Below are 16,525 nucleotides of genomic sequence, written 5' to 3' on the forward strand. Positions count from 1 at the left end.
CTGCGGCAGCGTGGCGGGCCATCTAGGGCGGGGTGCAGGACCCGTCAACCCTCGCCTTGCCGCCTTGGTTCCGGGCCGATCAATCCGCCCAGGCGGCGTCTTCCAGGTGCAGTTCGGCGCGAGGGACATTGCCCCAATCGTCGATCTTGGCGCGACCCGCGAGCCAGACTCGCCGGCCGGGCACCGCGTGCAGCAATTGCTGGCCCATCTCGCTCTCGGCGGCGCGAAAGGCGATGCCCTTGATGCTGCGCCCATCCTCGCCTGCGGCCATCAGGCGAAGGTGGTCGCTTCCCACGACGTCGCACTTGATCAATCGCACCGGCCCCACGGCGATCCGTGGCCCGGGCCAGCCGACCCCATAAGGTCCGCCGGCTTCCATTGCCTGCACGAGGTCGGGGGCCAGCCCGCCCGGTGCCACGGCGAGGTCGAGGATCGTTTCCTGTTGGGCGGAAGCCAGCGCCACTTTCTCGCCGAGTCTCTCGTCCAGCCAGTGGGCGAGGGAAGCCACTCCATCGGCAGCGACGGTCAGGCCGGCGGCCATGGCGTGCCCGCCGCCCGCCGCGAGCAGCCCGGCCTCGCGCGCGGCGATGATCGCAGCGCCGAGATCGACCCCGGCGATCGAGCGGCCCGATCCCTTGCCCTCGCCACTGTCGGGATCGAGCGCGATCACGATTGCCGGCCTCCCGGTCTTTTCCTTGATCCGCCCGGCAACGATGCCGATCACGCCCGGATGCCAGCCCATGCCGGCGCAGACGACGACCGCGCGGTTGTGCTGGGCGGCGATCTGCGCCTCGGCGGCCTCCTGCACCTCGGCCTCGATCGCGCGCCGCTCGTCGTTGAGCTGCGACAGTTGGGCTGCGATCCCTCGCGCTTCCTCGGGGTCTTCGGTCGTCAGCAGGCGCACGCCGAGCGTCGATTGCCCGACTCTGCCGCCGGCGTTTATTCGCGGGCCAAGAGCGAAGCCGAGATCGCTGCAAACGGGTGCGCGCTTCAATCGACTGGCATCGATCAGCGCGGCCATTCCGATGTTCGCGCGCCGCGACATCACCTTGAGTCCCTGCGCAACGAAGGCGCGGTTCAGTCCGTGCAGCGCAGCGACATCGGCGACGGTGCCGAGCGCCACGAGATCGAGCAGCGAAAGCAGGTCGGGCTCCGCGCGATCCGCGAAGAACCCGCGCTCGCGCAATGTCCGCACCAGGGCGATGGCAAGGAGGAAAGCGACGCCGACCGCCGCGAGATGGCCGTGCCCGGCGGCGGTGTCGTTCTCGTCCAGCCGGTTGGGATTCACCAGCGCCACCGTGCGCGGCAGATCGGCGGCGCATTTGTGGTGATCGACCACGATCACGTCGACTCCGGCATCGTGCGCCTTTTGCAGTGCCTCGTGCGCCATCGCCCCGCAATCGACGGTCACCACCAGGCTGCTGCCTTCCTCTCCGAGCCGGACCAGCGCCTCTCCCGACGGTCCGTAACCCTCGAGCAGGCGGTCGGGAATGTAGTGCCCGGCATCGTGGCCGAGCATGCGCAGGAGGCGGATCAGCAGCGCCGAACTGGTGGCCCCGTCGACATCGTAATCGCCGTAGATCGTGATGGTCTCGCCCGACAGGATTGCCTGTGCGATCCGGTCGGCGGCCGCATCCATGTCGTTGAATTCGGAGGGGTCGGGAAGGAAGGCGCGCAGAGTCGGCTCGCGTTGACGGGCCAGATCGTCGGGTGCGATCCCGCGGGCGAGCAGCAGCTGCGTCACGATATCGTGGTCGAGCGTCGCGCCCCCGCCGAGCGCCATGTTGCCGCCGCGCCAGCGCCAGCGTTTGCCCGAAAGCGAGCGTTCGACACCGAAGACTGCGGGAGAAGTGCGGGTAGCCATCGCCCGCACCCTACCGCGCGCCGCGTGCAGGGCATAGCCTGCCGCATTGACAATCGACATGTGCCTGCGCTGACTGGGGAGCAATGGAAGATCCCGCGCTCCTGATCGTCTGGCACAGCCGCACCGGTGCGAGCGAAGCGATGGCCCGCGCAGCTGCCGAGGGAGCGGGCGTCGAGGCCAGGCTGATCGCGGCGTCGGATGCCGAAGCCGGGCATATCCTCGCCGCGAAGGGATATTTATTCGTCTGCCCGGAAAATCTCGCCAGCATGAGCGGGATGATGAAGGACATGTTCGACCGCACCTATTACGACGTGCTCGGACGGATCGAGGGCCGTGCCTATGCCACGATCATCGCGGCAGGATCGGACGGGGAGGGGGCCCAGCGTCAGATCGACCGGATCGCGACGGGATGGCGGCTGAAGCGAGCGACGGAACCGCTGATCGTCAATTTCCAGGCGCAGACAGCAGAGGAAATCTGGGCGCCGAAGAGCGTCCCCGACGAGACGCTGGCGAAATGTCAGGAGATCGGCGAAGCGCTGGCGGAAGGATTGCGCGCCGGAATCCTGTAAATCCTTATTTGGCTCCGCAAGAGTTGAAGGAGGGGCTTAACCGGTCTTCGCTGCCAGTTCTTCCCTTGCCGCCACATATTCGCTCTCGAGCCGTGCGACCATGTTCTCGACCGGGGCGACCGCTTTCACCGTGCCGATGCCCTGGCCCGAACCCCAGATGTCCTTCCACGCCTTGGCCTTGGTGTTGCCGCCGCTGCCGAAGTTCATCTTGCTCGGGTCGCTAGTCGGCAGATTGTCCGGGTCTAACCCCGCATTTTCGATGGAGGAGCGCAGGTAATTGCCGTGTACCCCGGTGAAGAGGTTGGAATAGACGATCCCGTCGGCGCTGCCCTCGACGATGCCCTGCTTGTAGCCTTCCATCGCGTTCGCCTCTTCGGTCGCGATCCAGGGGCTGCCGATATAGGCGAAATCCGCGCCCAGCGCCTGCGCCGCGAGGATCGAGCGACCGTGGCCGATCGAGCCCGACAGCGCCACCAGACCGCCAAACCATTCGCGGATTTCCTGCATCAGCGCGAAGGGGCTGAGCGTTCCCGCGTGGCCACCGGCGCCTGCGGCGACGGGGATCAGCCCATCGGCGCCCTTCTCGATCGCCTTGTGGGCGAAGCGGTTGTTGATCACATCGTGCAGGGTGATCCCGCCCCAGCCGCGCACCGCGTTGAAAATCTCCTCGCGCGCGCCGAGGGAGGTGATGACAAGCGGCACCTGCCACTTGGCGCAGGTGGCCATGTCGGCCTCGATCCTGTCGTTAGAGCGGTGGACGATCTGGTTGACCGCGAAGGGCGCGGCGGGCCGTTCGGGATGGGCTCGGTTGTGCTCCGCCAGCTCCTCGGTGATCCGGTGGAGCCATTCGTCGAGCTCGCTCTGCGGGCGGGCATTGAGCGCGGGAAACGCGCCGACGATCCCCGCCTTGCACTGGGCAATGACCAGCTCCGGCCCCGAAACGATGAACAGCGGCGATCCGATCACGGGAATGCGCAAGCGGTCGAACGGGGCGGGCAGGGGCATGCGCTTCTCCGGAAGTTGTCGCGCCCGGACTAGGCAGGGCAACATATCGAGTCGAGATTGACGTTACGGAAGGACGTGCTCGATGCCGTAGATGCGCGCGGCGGCGCCGGCGAACAGCGCGCGCTTTTCCTCATCCGATGCGCCGCTCGCAAGCCGTTTGAACGTGTTCCACAGCACCGGATAGCTCGCGCCCCAGCGATCGACCGGATAGTTCGATTCGAACATTGCTCGCTCCGGTCCGAAGGCTTCGATGCATTCGGCGATGTAGGGCCCCCATTGCTCGGCCAGCTCCTCCGAGCCGCAGCCCCCGGCAGGGCCCTTCTCCGGCATCCCGCAAAACGCCATGCCCAGCCCCCCGAGCTTGATTGCGACATTGGGACATTCGGCGATGGACCGGATATTGCCCCGCCAGCGGTCGAAATTGGCATTGAGCTTGCCGCGATAGCTGGCGATGTTGAGCGGCGTCCCGCAATGGTCGAGCACGAATTGCTGGTCGGGAAAGGCGCGGGCAAGGTCGAGCACATCGCCCAGTTGCGGCTCGAGGACCCAGGCATCGAAGGTCAGCCCGTAATCGGCGTAGGCCGCCATCCCGGCGCGAAAGCCGTCCGAGCCGTAGAGCCCCTCCGGTGCGTGAAAGGGTGGTCCGAGCACGTCGGGATCGGCATCCCAGGCGGCGGTGTGGCGGATGCCGCGAAAACGGCCGTTGCCCGCCGCGATCAGTGCTTCGATCACCGGCTTGATCGCGTCCCCCAGCGTCAGATTGGCATGACCGACGATCCCCGCACAGGGGCGATAGGCACCGTAAAGCCCGCTGGCGCCCTGGGCGGCAACGCCGTTGACGAATTCGACTTCGCCCACCGGCTTCATCGCATCCCCGCGCGAGGGATCGTAGAAGGCACCGCACTCCATGAACACGGTGGCGACGATGTTGTGACCGCTGTGTGTATCGGTGTGAAGCTGATCGAAGGCGTAATAGGCCGCACCCGCGATCGCCTCGAGGAAATCGTGCCGCGGTTCCGGAAAGGCCGGCAACAGCGGACGCAGATCCCACAGATGATGATGCGGGTCGACGATCGGCAGATCGGGTTCGAGTATCTCTTCGGTCACGCGGCTCTCCCTTGCCTCTCTTTCGCGAGAGAATGCATGGAAGTCGGTCGCGATGGCAAGAAGCTCGTCAGCCGCAGCGCGCGTCGCGGATCACGCCGGAGCTGTCGAGCATGACGTTCAGTCGGTCCGAGCCGGCATCCGCGTTCACGGTCGAGCCCGCGGCGAGGAAGCGGATGTTGGTTTGGGGCGCGATCGCCTGCATCACCTCCGCGCGGGTCGCATCGTCGGCCATGCGGCCGTAGAACGGCGCGACCTTGGGTGCGCCGCAATTGCGCGAGTTCGGATCGGTTGCGGTGCCCGGGCTGTAGGGGCCGGGGGCAGCGCCGGGAGCGGGTGTCGCGACGTTCGCGGGCGTCGCGTCGGGGCCGGGCGTGGCACCTTGCGTGGCAGCGTCCGCACCGCCGATGCGCGAGGCGAAATCGTCGGCGTTTTCGGTCTCTTCGCTCGCCTGGTTGCAAGCGGCGAGGGCAAGAGCGGCGGCAAGAGCGAGAGCAGTTCGGATAACCATGGGAAACTCCGGCGCAAAAGGAATGGTGGGCCGGTCTTGTGGCGCAAATTCTTGCAGCTTCATGACAGAAGCTTGGCGAAAACTCGGTCGATCTCCGGCTCTGTTTCGGCAGTACGCGGCCAGTGCGGCGGGGGCTGGTTGCGGAACCAGGTATATTGCCGCTTGGCGTATTGGCGGGTGGCCGTTTGGCCGGCTGCGATTGCTTCCTCGCGCGCAAGGTCGCCGCCAAGCATGCCCGCGATCTCGCGAACGCCGATCGCCCGCATGACCGGCAAGGATGGGTCGAGACGGCGCACGAGCAGCGCTTCTACTTCCTCTGCTGCGCCAGCGTCGAGCATCGCGGCGAAGCGCCGGTCGCAGCGCGCGTTGAGCCATTCGCGGTCCGGGAGGAGGATCAGCGGGTGCAGGTCGATCGCATGCGCGATGCCTCCGGAGGGTTCGGCCTGCCAAGCGCCAAGGGTCTTGCCGGTCGAACGCACGACCTCGAGCGCGCGGGCGATCCGCTGGCGATCCCCCGGCGCAAGGCGATCGGCACTCTCGGTATCTTCCGACTCGAGAGCGGCGTAGGCTTCGGCGGCGGGAAGGGCGCGGACGGCCTCGCGCACCGTCGGCGCGATCGCAGGAATATCGGCGATCCCGTCGAGCAGAGTGCGCAGATAGAGCCCTGTCCCGCCAACCAGGATCGGCACTCCGCCGCCGGCATGGACCGCGGCTATTTCATTGCGAGCCGCCGCCGCCCAGTCCGCTGCCGAACAGGAGTCGGCCCCGTCCCATGATCCGAACAGGCGGTGGTCGATCCCGCGCATATCCTCCGGCGCCGGCCGGGCGGAGAGCACCTGGAGATCGGCGTAGACCTGGGCGCTGTCGGCATTGAGCACCACGGCGCGCCGCCCGTCCGCCGCGATCCGCTCGGCGAGCGCCACCGCCAGATCGCTCTTGCCGCTTGCAGTGGGCCCTGCAATGAGCGCCACCGGTGGCTTCACGGGAGACCCAATCTTGCTCATCGCGCGGCTGATAGCAGACCCTGCGGGACTGGAAACACGCCTGGAGGCGGCGCGTGCCGACCTCGACCGCGCGGGCATGCCGGTGGCGATGGCGGGCATGCTCGATTTCTGCGGCGACGTGCTGCAGATTTCGCTGCCTCATGGCGACGCCGCCAAATTGCGCAGCGCGCTCGAACGCCATTTCGGACCGTGCGACCTCTTGGTCGGCGACCGCGAATTCGAGGTGCCGCGGCTGTTCGTATCGGACATGGATTCGACCATGATCGCGCAGGAATGCATCGACGAACTGGCCGACTTCGCCGGGATCAAGGACCGGGTGGCGGCGATCACCGAACGGGCGATGCGCGGCGAACTGGACTTCGCCAGCGCGCTGAAGGAGCGGGTGGGATTGCTGGAGGGGCTCGAGGAGGCGGCGGTCGACACCTGCCTGGCGGAGCGGATCGAACCCTCCGCCGGCGCCCGAACCCTCGTCGAAACGCTCAAGTCCAAGGGCTGCCGCACGGTGCTGGTGACCGGCGGATTCCACCATTTCGCCGACCCGGTCGCGGCAATGCTCGGTTTCGATCACGTCCTCGGCAACCGCCTCGCGGTCGCAGGCGGCAGGCTCACCGGCGAGCTGGCAGGGCCGATCAGCGACGCCGCGACCAAGCTCGCGACCCTGGAACAGGAGCGCGGCTTGCTGGGCGAGGGCGCCCGGGTGCTGGCGACGGGCGACGGGGCGAACGACATCCCGATGCTCGAAGCCGCCGACTACGGCGTCGCCTATCGCGCCAAGCCCAAGGCCCGCGAGGCCGCCGACGGGTGGATAGAGCACGGCGATCTTACCGGTCTGCTCAAGCTCTTCGACATCCCCGAGAACGAATGGATAGCAGGTTAGCTTTCCTTCGTGGTTCGGCAACGCTATATTGACAATCCTGTCAGTAAGGGTGCGAACATGACCGCCTATCAGACCGATATCGCCGGAACCGAAAGCGCGAGCGACGGCACGCTGTTGCGCGATCCGCGCCGTCCCCAGCCGAAATATTCGCTGCGCAAGGCCTATGGCCATTTCCGCGATCTGCTGAAGGACAAGGAAGAGACCAGCCACGTCTTCAAGATCTTCGAATCGCTGCCTTCGAAGCACTTCCTGCCGCGGGTCCGCGCTCTGACGCTGAGCGAACGCGGCGAACAGCTTCGCGCCGAAGAGCCGTTCCTGCCGCCGATCCTCGACGATCACGATGCGCTGCGCAGACTGCCGCGCGGCTCGGTCGCGCATGCCTATTGCGATTTCATGGAGAGCGAGGGCCTGTCCGCCGCCGGCCTCGCCGCCGAGGCGGACAAGCTCGGCAATCCGAAATACGGCGATCTGGTCGAATGGTTCGGCTTCCGCCAGCGCGACACGCACGATCTGATGCACGTTCTCACCGGCTACGGCCGCGACGGGCTCGGCGAGCAATGCGTGCTGCTGTTCACCCACGGCCAGTCGCCCAGCCACGGCCACCTGCTGATCGGCTATGCCGGCGCGCTCAACATCATGAAGACGGTGAAGAGCCGCGCGCCGGTGTGGAAGGCCTGCCGCCAGGCGCACAGGACCGGGGTCGCCTGCCCGCCGCTGGTCGCCATGTCGATCCGCGAGCTGCTGGCGAAGGATCTGGACGAGGCACGTGCCGAGCTGAACATTCCCGATCCGCACTGGTACCGCGAATGCCACCGCATCTGGCGCGAAGAGGGAATCGACCCCTACGATCTGCTGGCAAAGAAGAGCCAGCCGGAAGCGGTCGCCGCTTAAGGCAGGACAATCGAGCCGGATGGAGCTCTAGCGTTCCATCCACTCGCGGAAGAAGTTTTCGTGGGCTTCGCGCAGCTTCGCGATGTCCACGCCCAGCAGCCGATCGCCTCCCACCGTGCCCAGGCGAAGGAAGCCGACCTGGGCCGCCTCCTCGGTTTCGGGGCCCTCGGCGACGATCGCATTGAACGCATCGACATCGCTCGTCGTCACGACGTAACGCGCCTGGTCCTCGCCAAACCACCATTGTGCCGGGGTGTAGGCCTCGTTGCGCGAGACATCCGCGCCCAGACCCCCGGCGAGCGCCATTTCGGCCAGCGCGACCGCCAGCCCGCCGTCGGAAATGTCGTGGACCGCATTCACCAGGCCCTCGGCAATCAACTTGCGGACGATATCGCCCGCACCGCGTTCGGCCGCCAGGTCGACGGGTGGCGCACGGCCCTCGTCGCGCCCGTGGACGATGTCGAGCCAGAGCGATTTGCCGAGATGCGAGCGGGTCGGATCGGGCCGGGCCCAGAATTCCGGTGCGACGAGATAGATCGCATCGCCTTCGGCCTTGAAGGGCATGGTCATCATGCGCTCGTAATCATCGATCAGGCCGACACCGCCGATCGCCGGAGTGGGCAGGATGGCCGAACCCCCGCCGGTGGCCTTGCTCTCGTTATAGAGGCTGACGTTGCCGCTGACGATCGGGAAGTCGAGCGCACGGCAGGCATCGCCCATGCCGTCGAGCGCGTGGACCAGCTGCGCCATGATCTCGGGCCGCTGCGGATTGGCGAAATTGAGGCAATTGGTCACCGCCAGCGGCCGCGCCCCGACCGCGCAAAGGTTGCGATAAGCTTCCGCGATCGCCTGCTTGCCGCCCTCGTAGGGGTCGGCATGGACGTAGCGCGGGGTGCAGTCGGTGGTGATCGCCAGCGCCTTCCCCGTGCCGTGGACGCGGACCACGCCCGCATCGCCGCCGGTCTGGAGCGTGTCGGCGCCGACCTGGCTGTCGTACTGCTCGGCGATCCAGCGGCGCGAGGCGAGAGCAGGGCTGGCCATCATCGCGAGAAGGTCGGTGCCCGGATCGGCGCATTCGGGAACGCCTTCGACCGGCCGCACCTGCGCCCAAGCGGTGTATTCCTCCTTCGAGAGATACGGCCGGTCGTAGAGCGGGGCATCCGCGGCGAGCGGGCCCAGCGGGATGTCGCACACGACTTCGCCGCCGAATTCGAGCACCATGTGCTGGGTGTCGGTAACCTCGCCGATCACCGCGAAATCGAGTTCCCACTTGCGGAAGATCGCCGCCGCCATGTCTTCCTTGCCGGGCTTCAGCACCATGAGCATGCGCTCCTGGCTCTCGCTCAGCATCATCTCGTATGGCGTCATGCCCTCTTCGCGGCAGGGCACCTTGTCCATGTCGAGCCGGATGCCGGCCTTGCCGTTGGTCGCCATCTCCACGCTGGAGCTGGTCAGCCCCGCCGCGCCCATGTCCTGGATTGCGACGATGGCATCGGTGGCCATCAGCTCGAGGCAGGCCTCGATCAGCAGTTTCTCGGTGAAGGGATCGCCCACCTGCACCGTGGGGCGCTTGGCCTCGGCGTCCTCCTCGAAATCGGCGCTGGCCATGGTCGCGCCGTGAATTCCGTCGCGCCCGGTCTTGGAGCCGACGTAGACGATCGGATTGCCCACGCCCGTCGCGGCGGAATAGAAAATGCGATCTGCATCCGCGACGCCGACCGTCATCGCATTGACGAGGATGTTGCCGTCGTAGGCCGGGTGGAAATTGGTCTCGCCGGCGACGGTCGGCACGCCGACGCAATTGCCGTAGCCGCCGATCCCCGCGACCACGCCCTTGACCAGGTGCTGCATCTTGTGGTGGTCGGGGCGCCCGAAGCGCAGCGCGTTGGCGTTGGCCACGGGCCGCGCGCCCATGGTGAAGACGTCGCGCAGGATGCCGCCCACGCCGGTCGCTGCGCCCTGATAGGGTTCGATGTAGCTGGGGTGGTTGTGGCTCTCCATCTTGAAGATGGCGGCCTGCCTTACTCCATTTGGGCCGTCGCCGATATCGATCACGCCGGCATTCTCGCCCGGGCCGCAGATCACCCAAGGTGCCTCGGTCGGCAGTTTCTTCAGATGCAGGCGCGAGCTCTTGTAGCTGCAATGCTCGGACCACATCACCGAGAAGATGCCGAGTTCGACGAGGTTCGGCTCGCGGCCCAGCGCATGCTGCACGCGTTCGTATTCTTCCGGCGACAGGCCGTGCTGTTCGACGATTTCGGGAGTGATGGAATCGGATGAGCTCGACATGGCCCGTGCGATTAGCGGCGCGCGCTCGCCACCGCCAGCCCGACCTGCCGCTTGTGCCACCGGGTCCGCCCGACCCAGAAGGCGAGGGCGGTTGGAATGGCGAAGCCGACGAAGCCCATGATCGGGATCAGCGCCGAATATTCCCTAGGATCGGGCGCGAACCAGTTGATCGCCTGGAGGAGCAAGAGCACTCCCAGCAGGATCAGGGGCGGCCCCAGCGGGCCCTTGGTCGAACGGACATACCAGGCGAATGCACCGCAAAGCAGGATCAGCTCGAGCGGCATTTCGATCAGCGGCCGGTTCCACAGGCCCCAGCCGAACCTACTGTCGCCGCCGGCGAGCGTCAGGTCCGGCCGATGAACCAGCAGGTCGAGGAACCAATGGCTGAGCACCACCGCGCCTGCCAGTGTTCCGGCGACCGCATTGCGCAGCCCGGCCCCGACAATGAGGCCGAACAGAGCGGCGAAGACTGCCGTTCCCAGCAGACTGTGCGTATAGGGCATGTGATAGAGATCGAGCGGGTTCATCGCGGTGATGCCGGGGACGATTCGCAAACCCTCGATGCCGGTCAGGGCGAAAGCGACGAAGGCCCAGTCGACGAGCTGGGCGGCGATGAACAGCGTTCCCAGGCGAGGGCTTTCCGGCGACACCGCGCCGGCGACGAAGGCCGGAGCCCAATGCCCGATGAACATCCCCGGGTTATCCCGCCCACCGCATCGCGGCCCAGGTTGCAACGCTGGCGGCGACGGCGGTGGCGAAGGCGCCCCAGGCGATGTCGGCGAGGCTGATATGCGTAGCCCAGACCTTCATCACCGCCTGGCTGGTGAGATCGAAAGTCGCGTAGCAGAGCGCTCCGAGCAGCGCGCCGTTGAGCGCAGCCGTGGCCACGCTGCCGGATTCCAGCCCCGGGCGAACCGCGAACCAGACCATGCCGGCAAGGTAGATCAGATAGAAGGCGATGGCGGCGCCCTTGCGGAACTCCGCCGCCATGATCTCGCCGATCACCGGGCGGTAGAGATTGGGTCCGGCCCAGCGCAGCCACAGGGCATCGAGCACGCCGAAGGCAATCGCGGCGGCGACGTAGGCGACAATCCACTTCATTCCCGTTCTCCCCCCGGCGGCTGTTCTTGACCCGGTGGGTGCGCATGGTCAATGGTCGCCGCGATATGGCAGAAGCTGACACGGGCGCGGCTCCCGACATTTCCGGAATGAGTTTCGAGGACGCGCTGAAGGCGCTCGAAACGGTGGTGCGGCGGCTCGAGAGCGGCAACGTTCCGCTCGACGAGAGCATCGATCTTTACGAGCGCGGCGAGAAATTGCGTGCCCATTGCCAGGCCCGGCTCGATGCGGCGCAGGCGCGGATCGAGAAGATCGTGCAGGGCGCCGACGGCAAGCCCGTGGGCACCGCCCCCTTCGACGCCGAGAATTGAACCCGTGGGTCTCGTCGCGGTCGAGAACGATATTCTCAAGAGTGCGCTGCTGCGCATACAGGCCGAAGTCGACGAGACCTTCGACGCATTCCTCCCGGCACCTGACGATGCGCGCGCGCCTCTGGTCGAAGCCATGCGCTATGCCGCGATCGGCGGTGGAAAGCGGGTGCGCCCGCTGCTGCTGGTCGCGACCGCGAGCCTGTTCGGGGTAGACCGGGAGGCGGCGGTCAACGCTGGCTGTGCGGTGGAGGCGATCCATGCCTATTCGCTGATCCACGATGATCTGCCCTGCATGGACGACGACGATCTGCGGCATGGCAAGCCGACGCTGCACAAGGCCTTCGACGAGGCGACCGCGGTGCTTGCCGGCGATAGCCTTCATGCCCTCGCCTTCGATATCCTGACGCGGCCCGACACCAGCAGCGATCCCTTCGTTCAGTCCGAGCTCGTTCGCTGCCTTGCCCTCGCCAGCGGCCACGAGGGAATGGCCGGAGGGCAGGTCATGGACATGGCGGCCGAGGAACAAAACTACGATCTGCGGCAGGTCACTCGGCTCCAACAGTTGAAGACCGGTGCTTTGCTCGCGGCGAGCGTGGAGATGGGGTCGATCCTGGGCCGGGTCCCGCCCGACGGCCGTGCTCCCCTGCGCGGCTACGCGCGCGATATCGGGCTCGCCTTCCAGATTGCCGACGACCTGCTCGACATCGAGGGTGACGAGGCACGCGCCGGCAAGGCGCTGCGCAAGGACGAGGGGCAGGGCAAGGCTACTTTCGTGACCCTGATGGGGATCGACAAGGCGCGCGCCCAGGCGCGCATGTTGGTGGAACAAGCCGTGGGCCATCTCGCGGGCTATGGCGACGATGCAGCTCTGCTCGCCGCGCTCGCGCGCTATATCGTTGAGAGGGACCGATGACAGAGAGAATTGGCGTCTATCCGGGCACTTTCGATCCGATCACGCTGGGGCACGCCGACATCATCCGCCGCGGCAGCAAGCTGGTCGACCGGCTGATCATCGGGGTGACGACCAACCCTTCCAAGAACCCCATGTTCTCGACCGAAGAACGGCTAGCCATGGTCGAACGCGAGGTTGCGGCAATGGCGTTAGGCAATGTCGAGGTTGTCGGCTTCGATGCATTGCTGATGAAATTCGCGCGAGCGCAGGGGGCAACCATGATCGTGCGCGGGCTGCGCGCGGTGGCGGATTTCGAATACGAATATCAGATGGCGGGCATGAACCAGCAGATCGACGACGGGATCGAGACCGTGTTCCTCATGGCCGACGTCTCGCTCCAGCCGATCGCCTCGCGGCTGGTGAAGGAAATCGCGCTCTACGGCGGCGATATCGCGCCCTTCGTCAGTCCGGCGGTGTGCGACGAGATCATCGCGCGGGTCGACAAGATCGGACGCCGCGGCGATTACTGAAAGGCCCCCGGCCCGTTCATTGCCTCGTCAGCCCGCCGCGGCTAGAGCGCGCTTCACGAATTCTCCCAAACAGACATACGGAATTTCGATGATCAGGAAATCGATCGCCCTTGCCGCGCTTGTCCTCGCCGCCCCGGCCGCGCTGGCGCAGGAGGCGCCGGCCACGCCCGCCACTTCGGCCGGCGTCAATGCTCCGGTGAATTTCAGCACGACCGAGGATCTCGACAATATCCTGCTGCTCGACCTGTCGAACGGCGAGCGGGTGGCCATCCGGCTGATGCCGGAATGGGCGCCCAACCATGTCGAAAGGGTCAAGACGCTGGCGCGCCAAGGATTTTACGACGGGGTGATCTTCCATCGCGTTATCGACGGGTTCATGGCCCAGACCGGCGACCCGACGGGGACCGGGCAGGGCGGTTCGCAGCTTCCCGATCTCGCCGCCGAATTCAATCCGCAACCGCATCTTCGTGGCACGTTGTCGATGGCCCGCGCCGCCAGCGAGGACAGCGCCAACAGCCAGTTTTTCATCGTCTTCTACCCGCGCTTCAGCCTCGACAACCGCTACACCGTCTTCGGCCGTGTGATCGCGAACATGGCAGCGGTCGATGCCATCCAGCGCGGCGAACCGCCGGAGAACCCGACGCGGATCATGCAGGCTTCGATCGCCAGCGAGAACGCACCCGTTCCGGCCGCGCCGTCGCCGGACCGCAGCCTCGACATCAGCGCCGACGAACTCAACGCGCCGATCACCAACTAGACCCTTAACGAACCGGGTTTGCCTGGCGCTTTCCGGGCGTTATCGGGCCGGTCATGAACGTCGATCTCTTCGATTTCGCGCTCCCGCCGGAGCGGATCGCGCTGCGTCCGGCGCGGCCGCGCGATGCCGCGCGGATGCTGGTGGTGCGTTCGGACGGTCCTTTCGAGGATCGCGGCGTGAGCGATTTGCCCGCGCAACTTCGCGCGGGCGACGTGCTGGTGTTCAACGACACGAAGGTCATCCCCGCCCGCCTCGAGGGACGGCGCGGCGAGGCGAAGATCGGCATCACGCTGCACAAGCGCGAAGGGCTGCGGCGCTGGCAGGCCTTCGTTCGCAACGCCAAGCGCGTGAAGGAGGGCAATCTGTTGACCTTCGGTGGCGGAGTGACGGCGGTCGCCGAGCGGCGGCACGAGGACGGCAGCTTCACCATTTCCTTCCCGGGGGAAGAGCCGGTCGAATGGCTGCTCGAACGCGCCGGGACCATGCCCCTGCCGCCCTATATCGCCTCGCGCCGGACGACCGATTCACAGGACCGCGAGGATTATCAGACGATGTTCGCGGCGCAGGACGGTGCGGTGGCGGCGCCTACGGCCGCGCTGCATTTCACACCCGAACTGGTGACCGCTCTGGATAGTGCTGGCATCGCTCGTGAAACGCTGACCCTCCACGTCGGCGCGGGGACCTTCCTGCCGGTCAAGGCCGAGGATACCGACGACCACGCAATGCACAGCGAGTGGGGCCGGATCGACGAGGCAACGGCGGAGCGGCTCAACGCGGCACGGCGCGCGGGCGGCCGGCTGATCGCTGTGGGAACCACCAGCCTGCGTCTACTCGAAAGCGCGGCCGATCGGGACGGCACGATCCGCCCCTTCGAAGGCGATACCGACATCTTCATCATGCCCGGCTATGCCTTCCGCGCGGTCGACGGCCTCATGACCAATTTTCACCTGCCACGATCGACGCTTTTCATGCTGGTCAGCGCCATGATGGGGCGCGAGCGGATGCTCGATGCCTATGCCCATGCGATCGCCGAGGAGTATCGCTTCTATTCCTATGGTGACTCCTCGCTTCTGCTGCCGTAATCGGCGGATCGTGAGCGACGCCATTCTCGACATTTCCGGTTTGACCAAGGTCTACCCCGGTGGGCTCAAGGCGCTCGAGAATGTCGATCTGACGATCCGCAGAGGCGAGATCTTTGCGCTGCTGGGCCCCAACGGGGCGGGCAAGACGACATTGATCGGCGCGGTCTGCGGGCTTGTCCGGCCGACATCGGGCACGATCCGTGCCTTCGGTCACGACATGGCCAGGGAATGGCGACAGGCGCGAAGGCGGATCGGCCTGGTCCCGCAGGAACTGGCGACCGACATGTTCGAGCCGGTTGAGCGCGCGGTGAGCTATTCGCGCGGTCTGTTCGGCCTTGCACCCGATCCGGCGCGGATCGAGCAGATCCTGCGTTCGCTCAGCCTTTGGGACAAGCGCGATGCGCGGATCATGGCGCTGTCGGGCGGGATGAAGCGCCGGGTGCTGATCGCCAAGGCGCTGGCGCACGAGCCCGACCTGCTGTTTCTCGACGAGCCGACCGCGGGCGTCGATGTCGAATTGCGCAAGGGCATGTGGGCGATCGTCGACGAGATGCGCGCTCGCGGCGTGACCATCATCCTCACCACCCATTACATCGAGGAGGCCGAGCTGATGGCCGACCGCGTCGGGGTCATCGACAAGGGCCGACTGCTGATGGTCGACGAGAAGGAGGCGATGATGGCCCGGCTCGGACGTACCGAAGCGCATATTACCCTCGCGCAACCGCTCGCGGCGATACCGCCGGCTCTTTCTCCCTATCCGATCGAGCTCGAGAACGACGGACGCGCGCTGTGCTATCGCGGCGGCGACGGAACCGGGAGGGGCAAGACCGAAGTCGCCGAGATCACCAAGGCGCTTACCGCGGCGGGGATCGACTACACCGGCATCGATGTCCGCGAGAGCAGCCTCGAAGAGATTTTCGTCTCTCTTCTGGGAGAGGATAAGGCGGCATGATCGGCTGGCGCTCCACTTGGTCGATCTACACGCGCGAGCTGATGCGCTTCCTGCGCACGGCGTTCCAGTCGGTGCTGGCTCCGGTGCTCACGACCTCGCTCTATTTCATCGTCTTCGGCGCGGCGATCGGCGGACGGATGCCCGATCTCGGCGGGGTCGATTACGGCGCCTTCATCATTCCCGGACTGCTGATGCTCACCCTGCTCGGGGAGACGACCAGCAATTCGAGCTTCGGGATCTACATGCCGCGCTTCACCGGCACGATCTACGAGCTGCTCAGCGCGCCGGTCGGCGTGGGCGAGACGCTGATCGGCTTCGTCGGCGCGGCGATGACCAAGAGCCTGATCCTCGCCGCGATCATCCTCGTCACCGCGCGACTGTTCGTCGATTATTCGATCGCCCATCCTTTGCTGGCGATCATCTACATCATGCTCGTGGCCGCGGCATTCAGCCTGTTCGGATTTATCCTCGGCATCTGGGCAGACAATTTCGAGAAGCTCGGGATCATCCCGATGCTGTTCCTGACGCCGCTGACCTTTCTCGGGGGCACGTTCTACTCGATCGACATGCTGCCCAAGCCGTGGGACACACTCGCGCTCGCCAACCCGATCGTGTACCTCGTCAGCGGTTTGCGTTGGACCTTCTACGGTTCGAGCGACGTCGACATCTGGATCAGTTTCGGAATCACGCTGGCGTTTCTTGCAGCCTGTGTCGCGGTGATCGCCACCATCTTCAGGACGGGCTGGCGACTGCGCGCCTGAATTGCTA

General features: G+C 66.2%; 18 protein-coding genes. 10 read left to right on the forward strand and 8 right to left on the reverse strand.

What is annotated here, in order from left to right:
* Positions 1-79: 79 nt before the first annotated feature.
* Positions 80-1,864: a single-stranded-DNA-specific exonuclease RecJ gene (gene recJ / locus ACGHN1_RS13140; RefSeq protein WP_390551312.1), complete on the reverse strand. Its 1,785-nt coding sequence runs from the start codon at positions 1,862-1,864 to the stop codon at positions 80-82.
* 83 nt (positions 1,865-1,947) lie between these two features.
* Here recJ and ACGHN1_RS13145 point away from each other — a divergent pair, with 83 nt between their 5' ends.
* Complete coding sequence (locus tag ACGHN1_RS13145; protein WP_390551313.1) at positions 1,948-2,433, forward strand: flavodoxin family protein; 486 nt, start codon at positions 1,948-1,950, stop codon at positions 2,431-2,433.
* A gap of 36 nt (positions 2,434-2,469) precedes the next feature.
* On the opposite strand, the gene ACGHN1_RS13150 is transcribed toward ACGHN1_RS13145, so the two are convergent.
* From ACGHN1_RS13150 to miaA, 4 genes are all read right to left on the reverse strand, one after another.
* Positions 2,470-3,438, reverse strand: coding sequence for an NAD(P)H-dependent flavin oxidoreductase (locus ACGHN1_RS13150; protein WP_390551314.1), 969 nt, complete (start codon positions 3,436-3,438; stop codon positions 2,470-2,472).
* 63 nt (positions 3,439-3,501) lie between these two features.
* On the reverse strand, positions 3,502-4,545 hold the full coding sequence (locus ACGHN1_RS13155; RefSeq protein ID WP_390551315.1) for an amidohydrolase family protein: 1,044 nt from the start codon (positions 4,543-4,545) through the stop codon (positions 3,502-3,504).
* Between the two features lie 67 nt (positions 4,546-4,612).
* A complete protein-coding gene (locus tag ACGHN1_RS13160; RefSeq protein ID WP_390551316.1) occupies positions 4,613-5,053 on the reverse strand; it encodes a hypothetical protein in 441 nt (146 codons plus the stop codon).
* 59 nt (positions 5,054-5,112) lie between these two features.
* Entirely contained in the window at positions 5,113-6,057 is a 945-nt protein-coding gene (gene miaA, locus ACGHN1_RS13165; protein WP_390551317.1) for a tRNA (adenosine(37)-N6)-dimethylallyltransferase MiaA, read from the reverse strand.
* Between miaA and serB the strand changes: the two genes are divergently transcribed.
* Both serB and ACGHN1_RS13175 read left to right on the forward strand, forming a co-directional pair.
* Positions 6,050-6,934 carry a phosphoserine phosphatase SerB gene (serB, locus tag ACGHN1_RS13170; protein WP_390551318.1) on the forward strand — a complete coding sequence of 295 codons (885 nt, stop codon included), beginning with the start codon at positions 6,050-6,052 and terminating at the stop codon, positions 6,932-6,934. The genes miaA and serB overlap by 8 nt on opposite strands.
* 57 nt (positions 6,935-6,991) lie before the next feature.
* Positions 6,992-7,825, forward strand: coding sequence for a Coq4 family protein (locus tag ACGHN1_RS13175; protein ID WP_390551319.1), 834 nt, complete (start codon positions 6,992-6,994; stop codon positions 7,823-7,825).
* Positions 7,826-7,852: 27 nt separating this feature from the next.
* Here the strand turns inward: ACGHN1_RS13175 and purL are convergent, their stop codons facing one another.
* Genes purL through ACGHN1_RS13190 form a run of 3 tightly spaced genes read right to left on the reverse strand, consistent with a single transcriptional unit; the run spans position 7,853 to position 11,215 of the window.
* Complete coding sequence (gene purL, locus ACGHN1_RS13180; RefSeq protein ID WP_390551320.1) at positions 7,853-10,114, reverse strand: phosphoribosylformylglycinamidine synthase subunit PurL; 2,262 nt, start codon at positions 10,112-10,114, stop codon at positions 7,853-7,855.
* 11 nt (positions 10,115-10,125) lie between these two features.
* Positions 10,126-10,806, reverse strand: coding sequence for a hypothetical protein (locus ACGHN1_RS13185; RefSeq protein ID WP_390551321.1), 681 nt, complete (start codon positions 10,804-10,806; stop codon positions 10,126-10,128).
* Positions 10,807-10,813: 7 nt separating this feature from the next.
* Entirely contained in the window at positions 10,814-11,215 is a 402-nt protein-coding gene (locus ACGHN1_RS13190; protein WP_390551322.1) for a DUF2177 family protein, read from the reverse strand.
* A gap of 65 nt (positions 11,216-11,280) precedes the next feature.
* On the opposite strand from ACGHN1_RS13190, the gene ACGHN1_RS13195 reads away from it, so the two are divergent.
* From ACGHN1_RS13195 to ACGHN1_RS13225, 7 genes are all read left to right on the forward strand, one after another.
* Entirely contained in the window at positions 11,281-11,544 is a 264-nt protein-coding gene (locus ACGHN1_RS13195; RefSeq protein WP_390551323.1) for an exodeoxyribonuclease VII small subunit, read from the forward strand.
* 4 nt (positions 11,545-11,548) lie between these two features.
* On the forward strand, positions 11,549-12,457 hold the full coding sequence (locus ACGHN1_RS13200; protein ID WP_390551324.1) for a polyprenyl synthetase family protein: 909 nt from the start codon (positions 11,549-11,551) through the stop codon (positions 12,455-12,457).
* Positions 12,454-12,966, forward strand: coding sequence for a pantetheine-phosphate adenylyltransferase (gene coaD / locus ACGHN1_RS13205; protein ID WP_390551325.1), 513 nt, complete (start codon positions 12,454-12,456; stop codon positions 12,964-12,966). Before ACGHN1_RS13200 ends, coaD begins: the two co-directional genes overlap by 4 nt.
* Before the next feature lie 88 nt (positions 12,967-13,054).
* A complete protein-coding gene (locus tag ACGHN1_RS13210) occupies positions 13,055-13,723 on the forward strand; it encodes a peptidylprolyl isomerase (protein WP_390551326.1) in 669 nt (222 codons plus the stop codon).
* 53 nt (positions 13,724-13,776) lie between these two features.
* Complete coding sequence (queA, locus tag ACGHN1_RS13215) at positions 13,777-14,805, forward strand: tRNA preQ1(34) S-adenosylmethionine ribosyltransferase-isomerase QueA (RefSeq protein WP_390551327.1); 1,029 nt, start codon at positions 13,777-13,779, stop codon at positions 14,803-14,805.
* Entirely contained in the window at positions 14,777-15,757 is a 981-nt protein-coding gene (locus ACGHN1_RS13220; protein WP_390551328.1) for an ABC transporter ATP-binding protein, read from the forward strand. Before queA ends, ACGHN1_RS13220 begins: the two co-directional genes overlap by 29 nt.
* Positions 15,754-16,518: an ABC transporter permease gene (locus ACGHN1_RS13225; RefSeq protein WP_390551329.1), complete on the forward strand. Its 765-nt coding sequence runs from the start codon at positions 15,754-15,756 to the stop codon at positions 16,516-16,518. Before ACGHN1_RS13220 ends, ACGHN1_RS13225 begins: the two co-directional genes overlap by 4 nt.
* The last annotated feature ends 7 nt before the right edge of the window (positions 16,519-16,525 follow it).

It is taken from the genome of Qipengyuania sp. MTN3-11 (genome assembly GCF_042851825.1).
In the GTDB taxonomy this organism is placed as follows: Bacteria; Pseudomonadota; Alphaproteobacteria; order Sphingomonadales; family Sphingomonadaceae; genus Qipengyuania.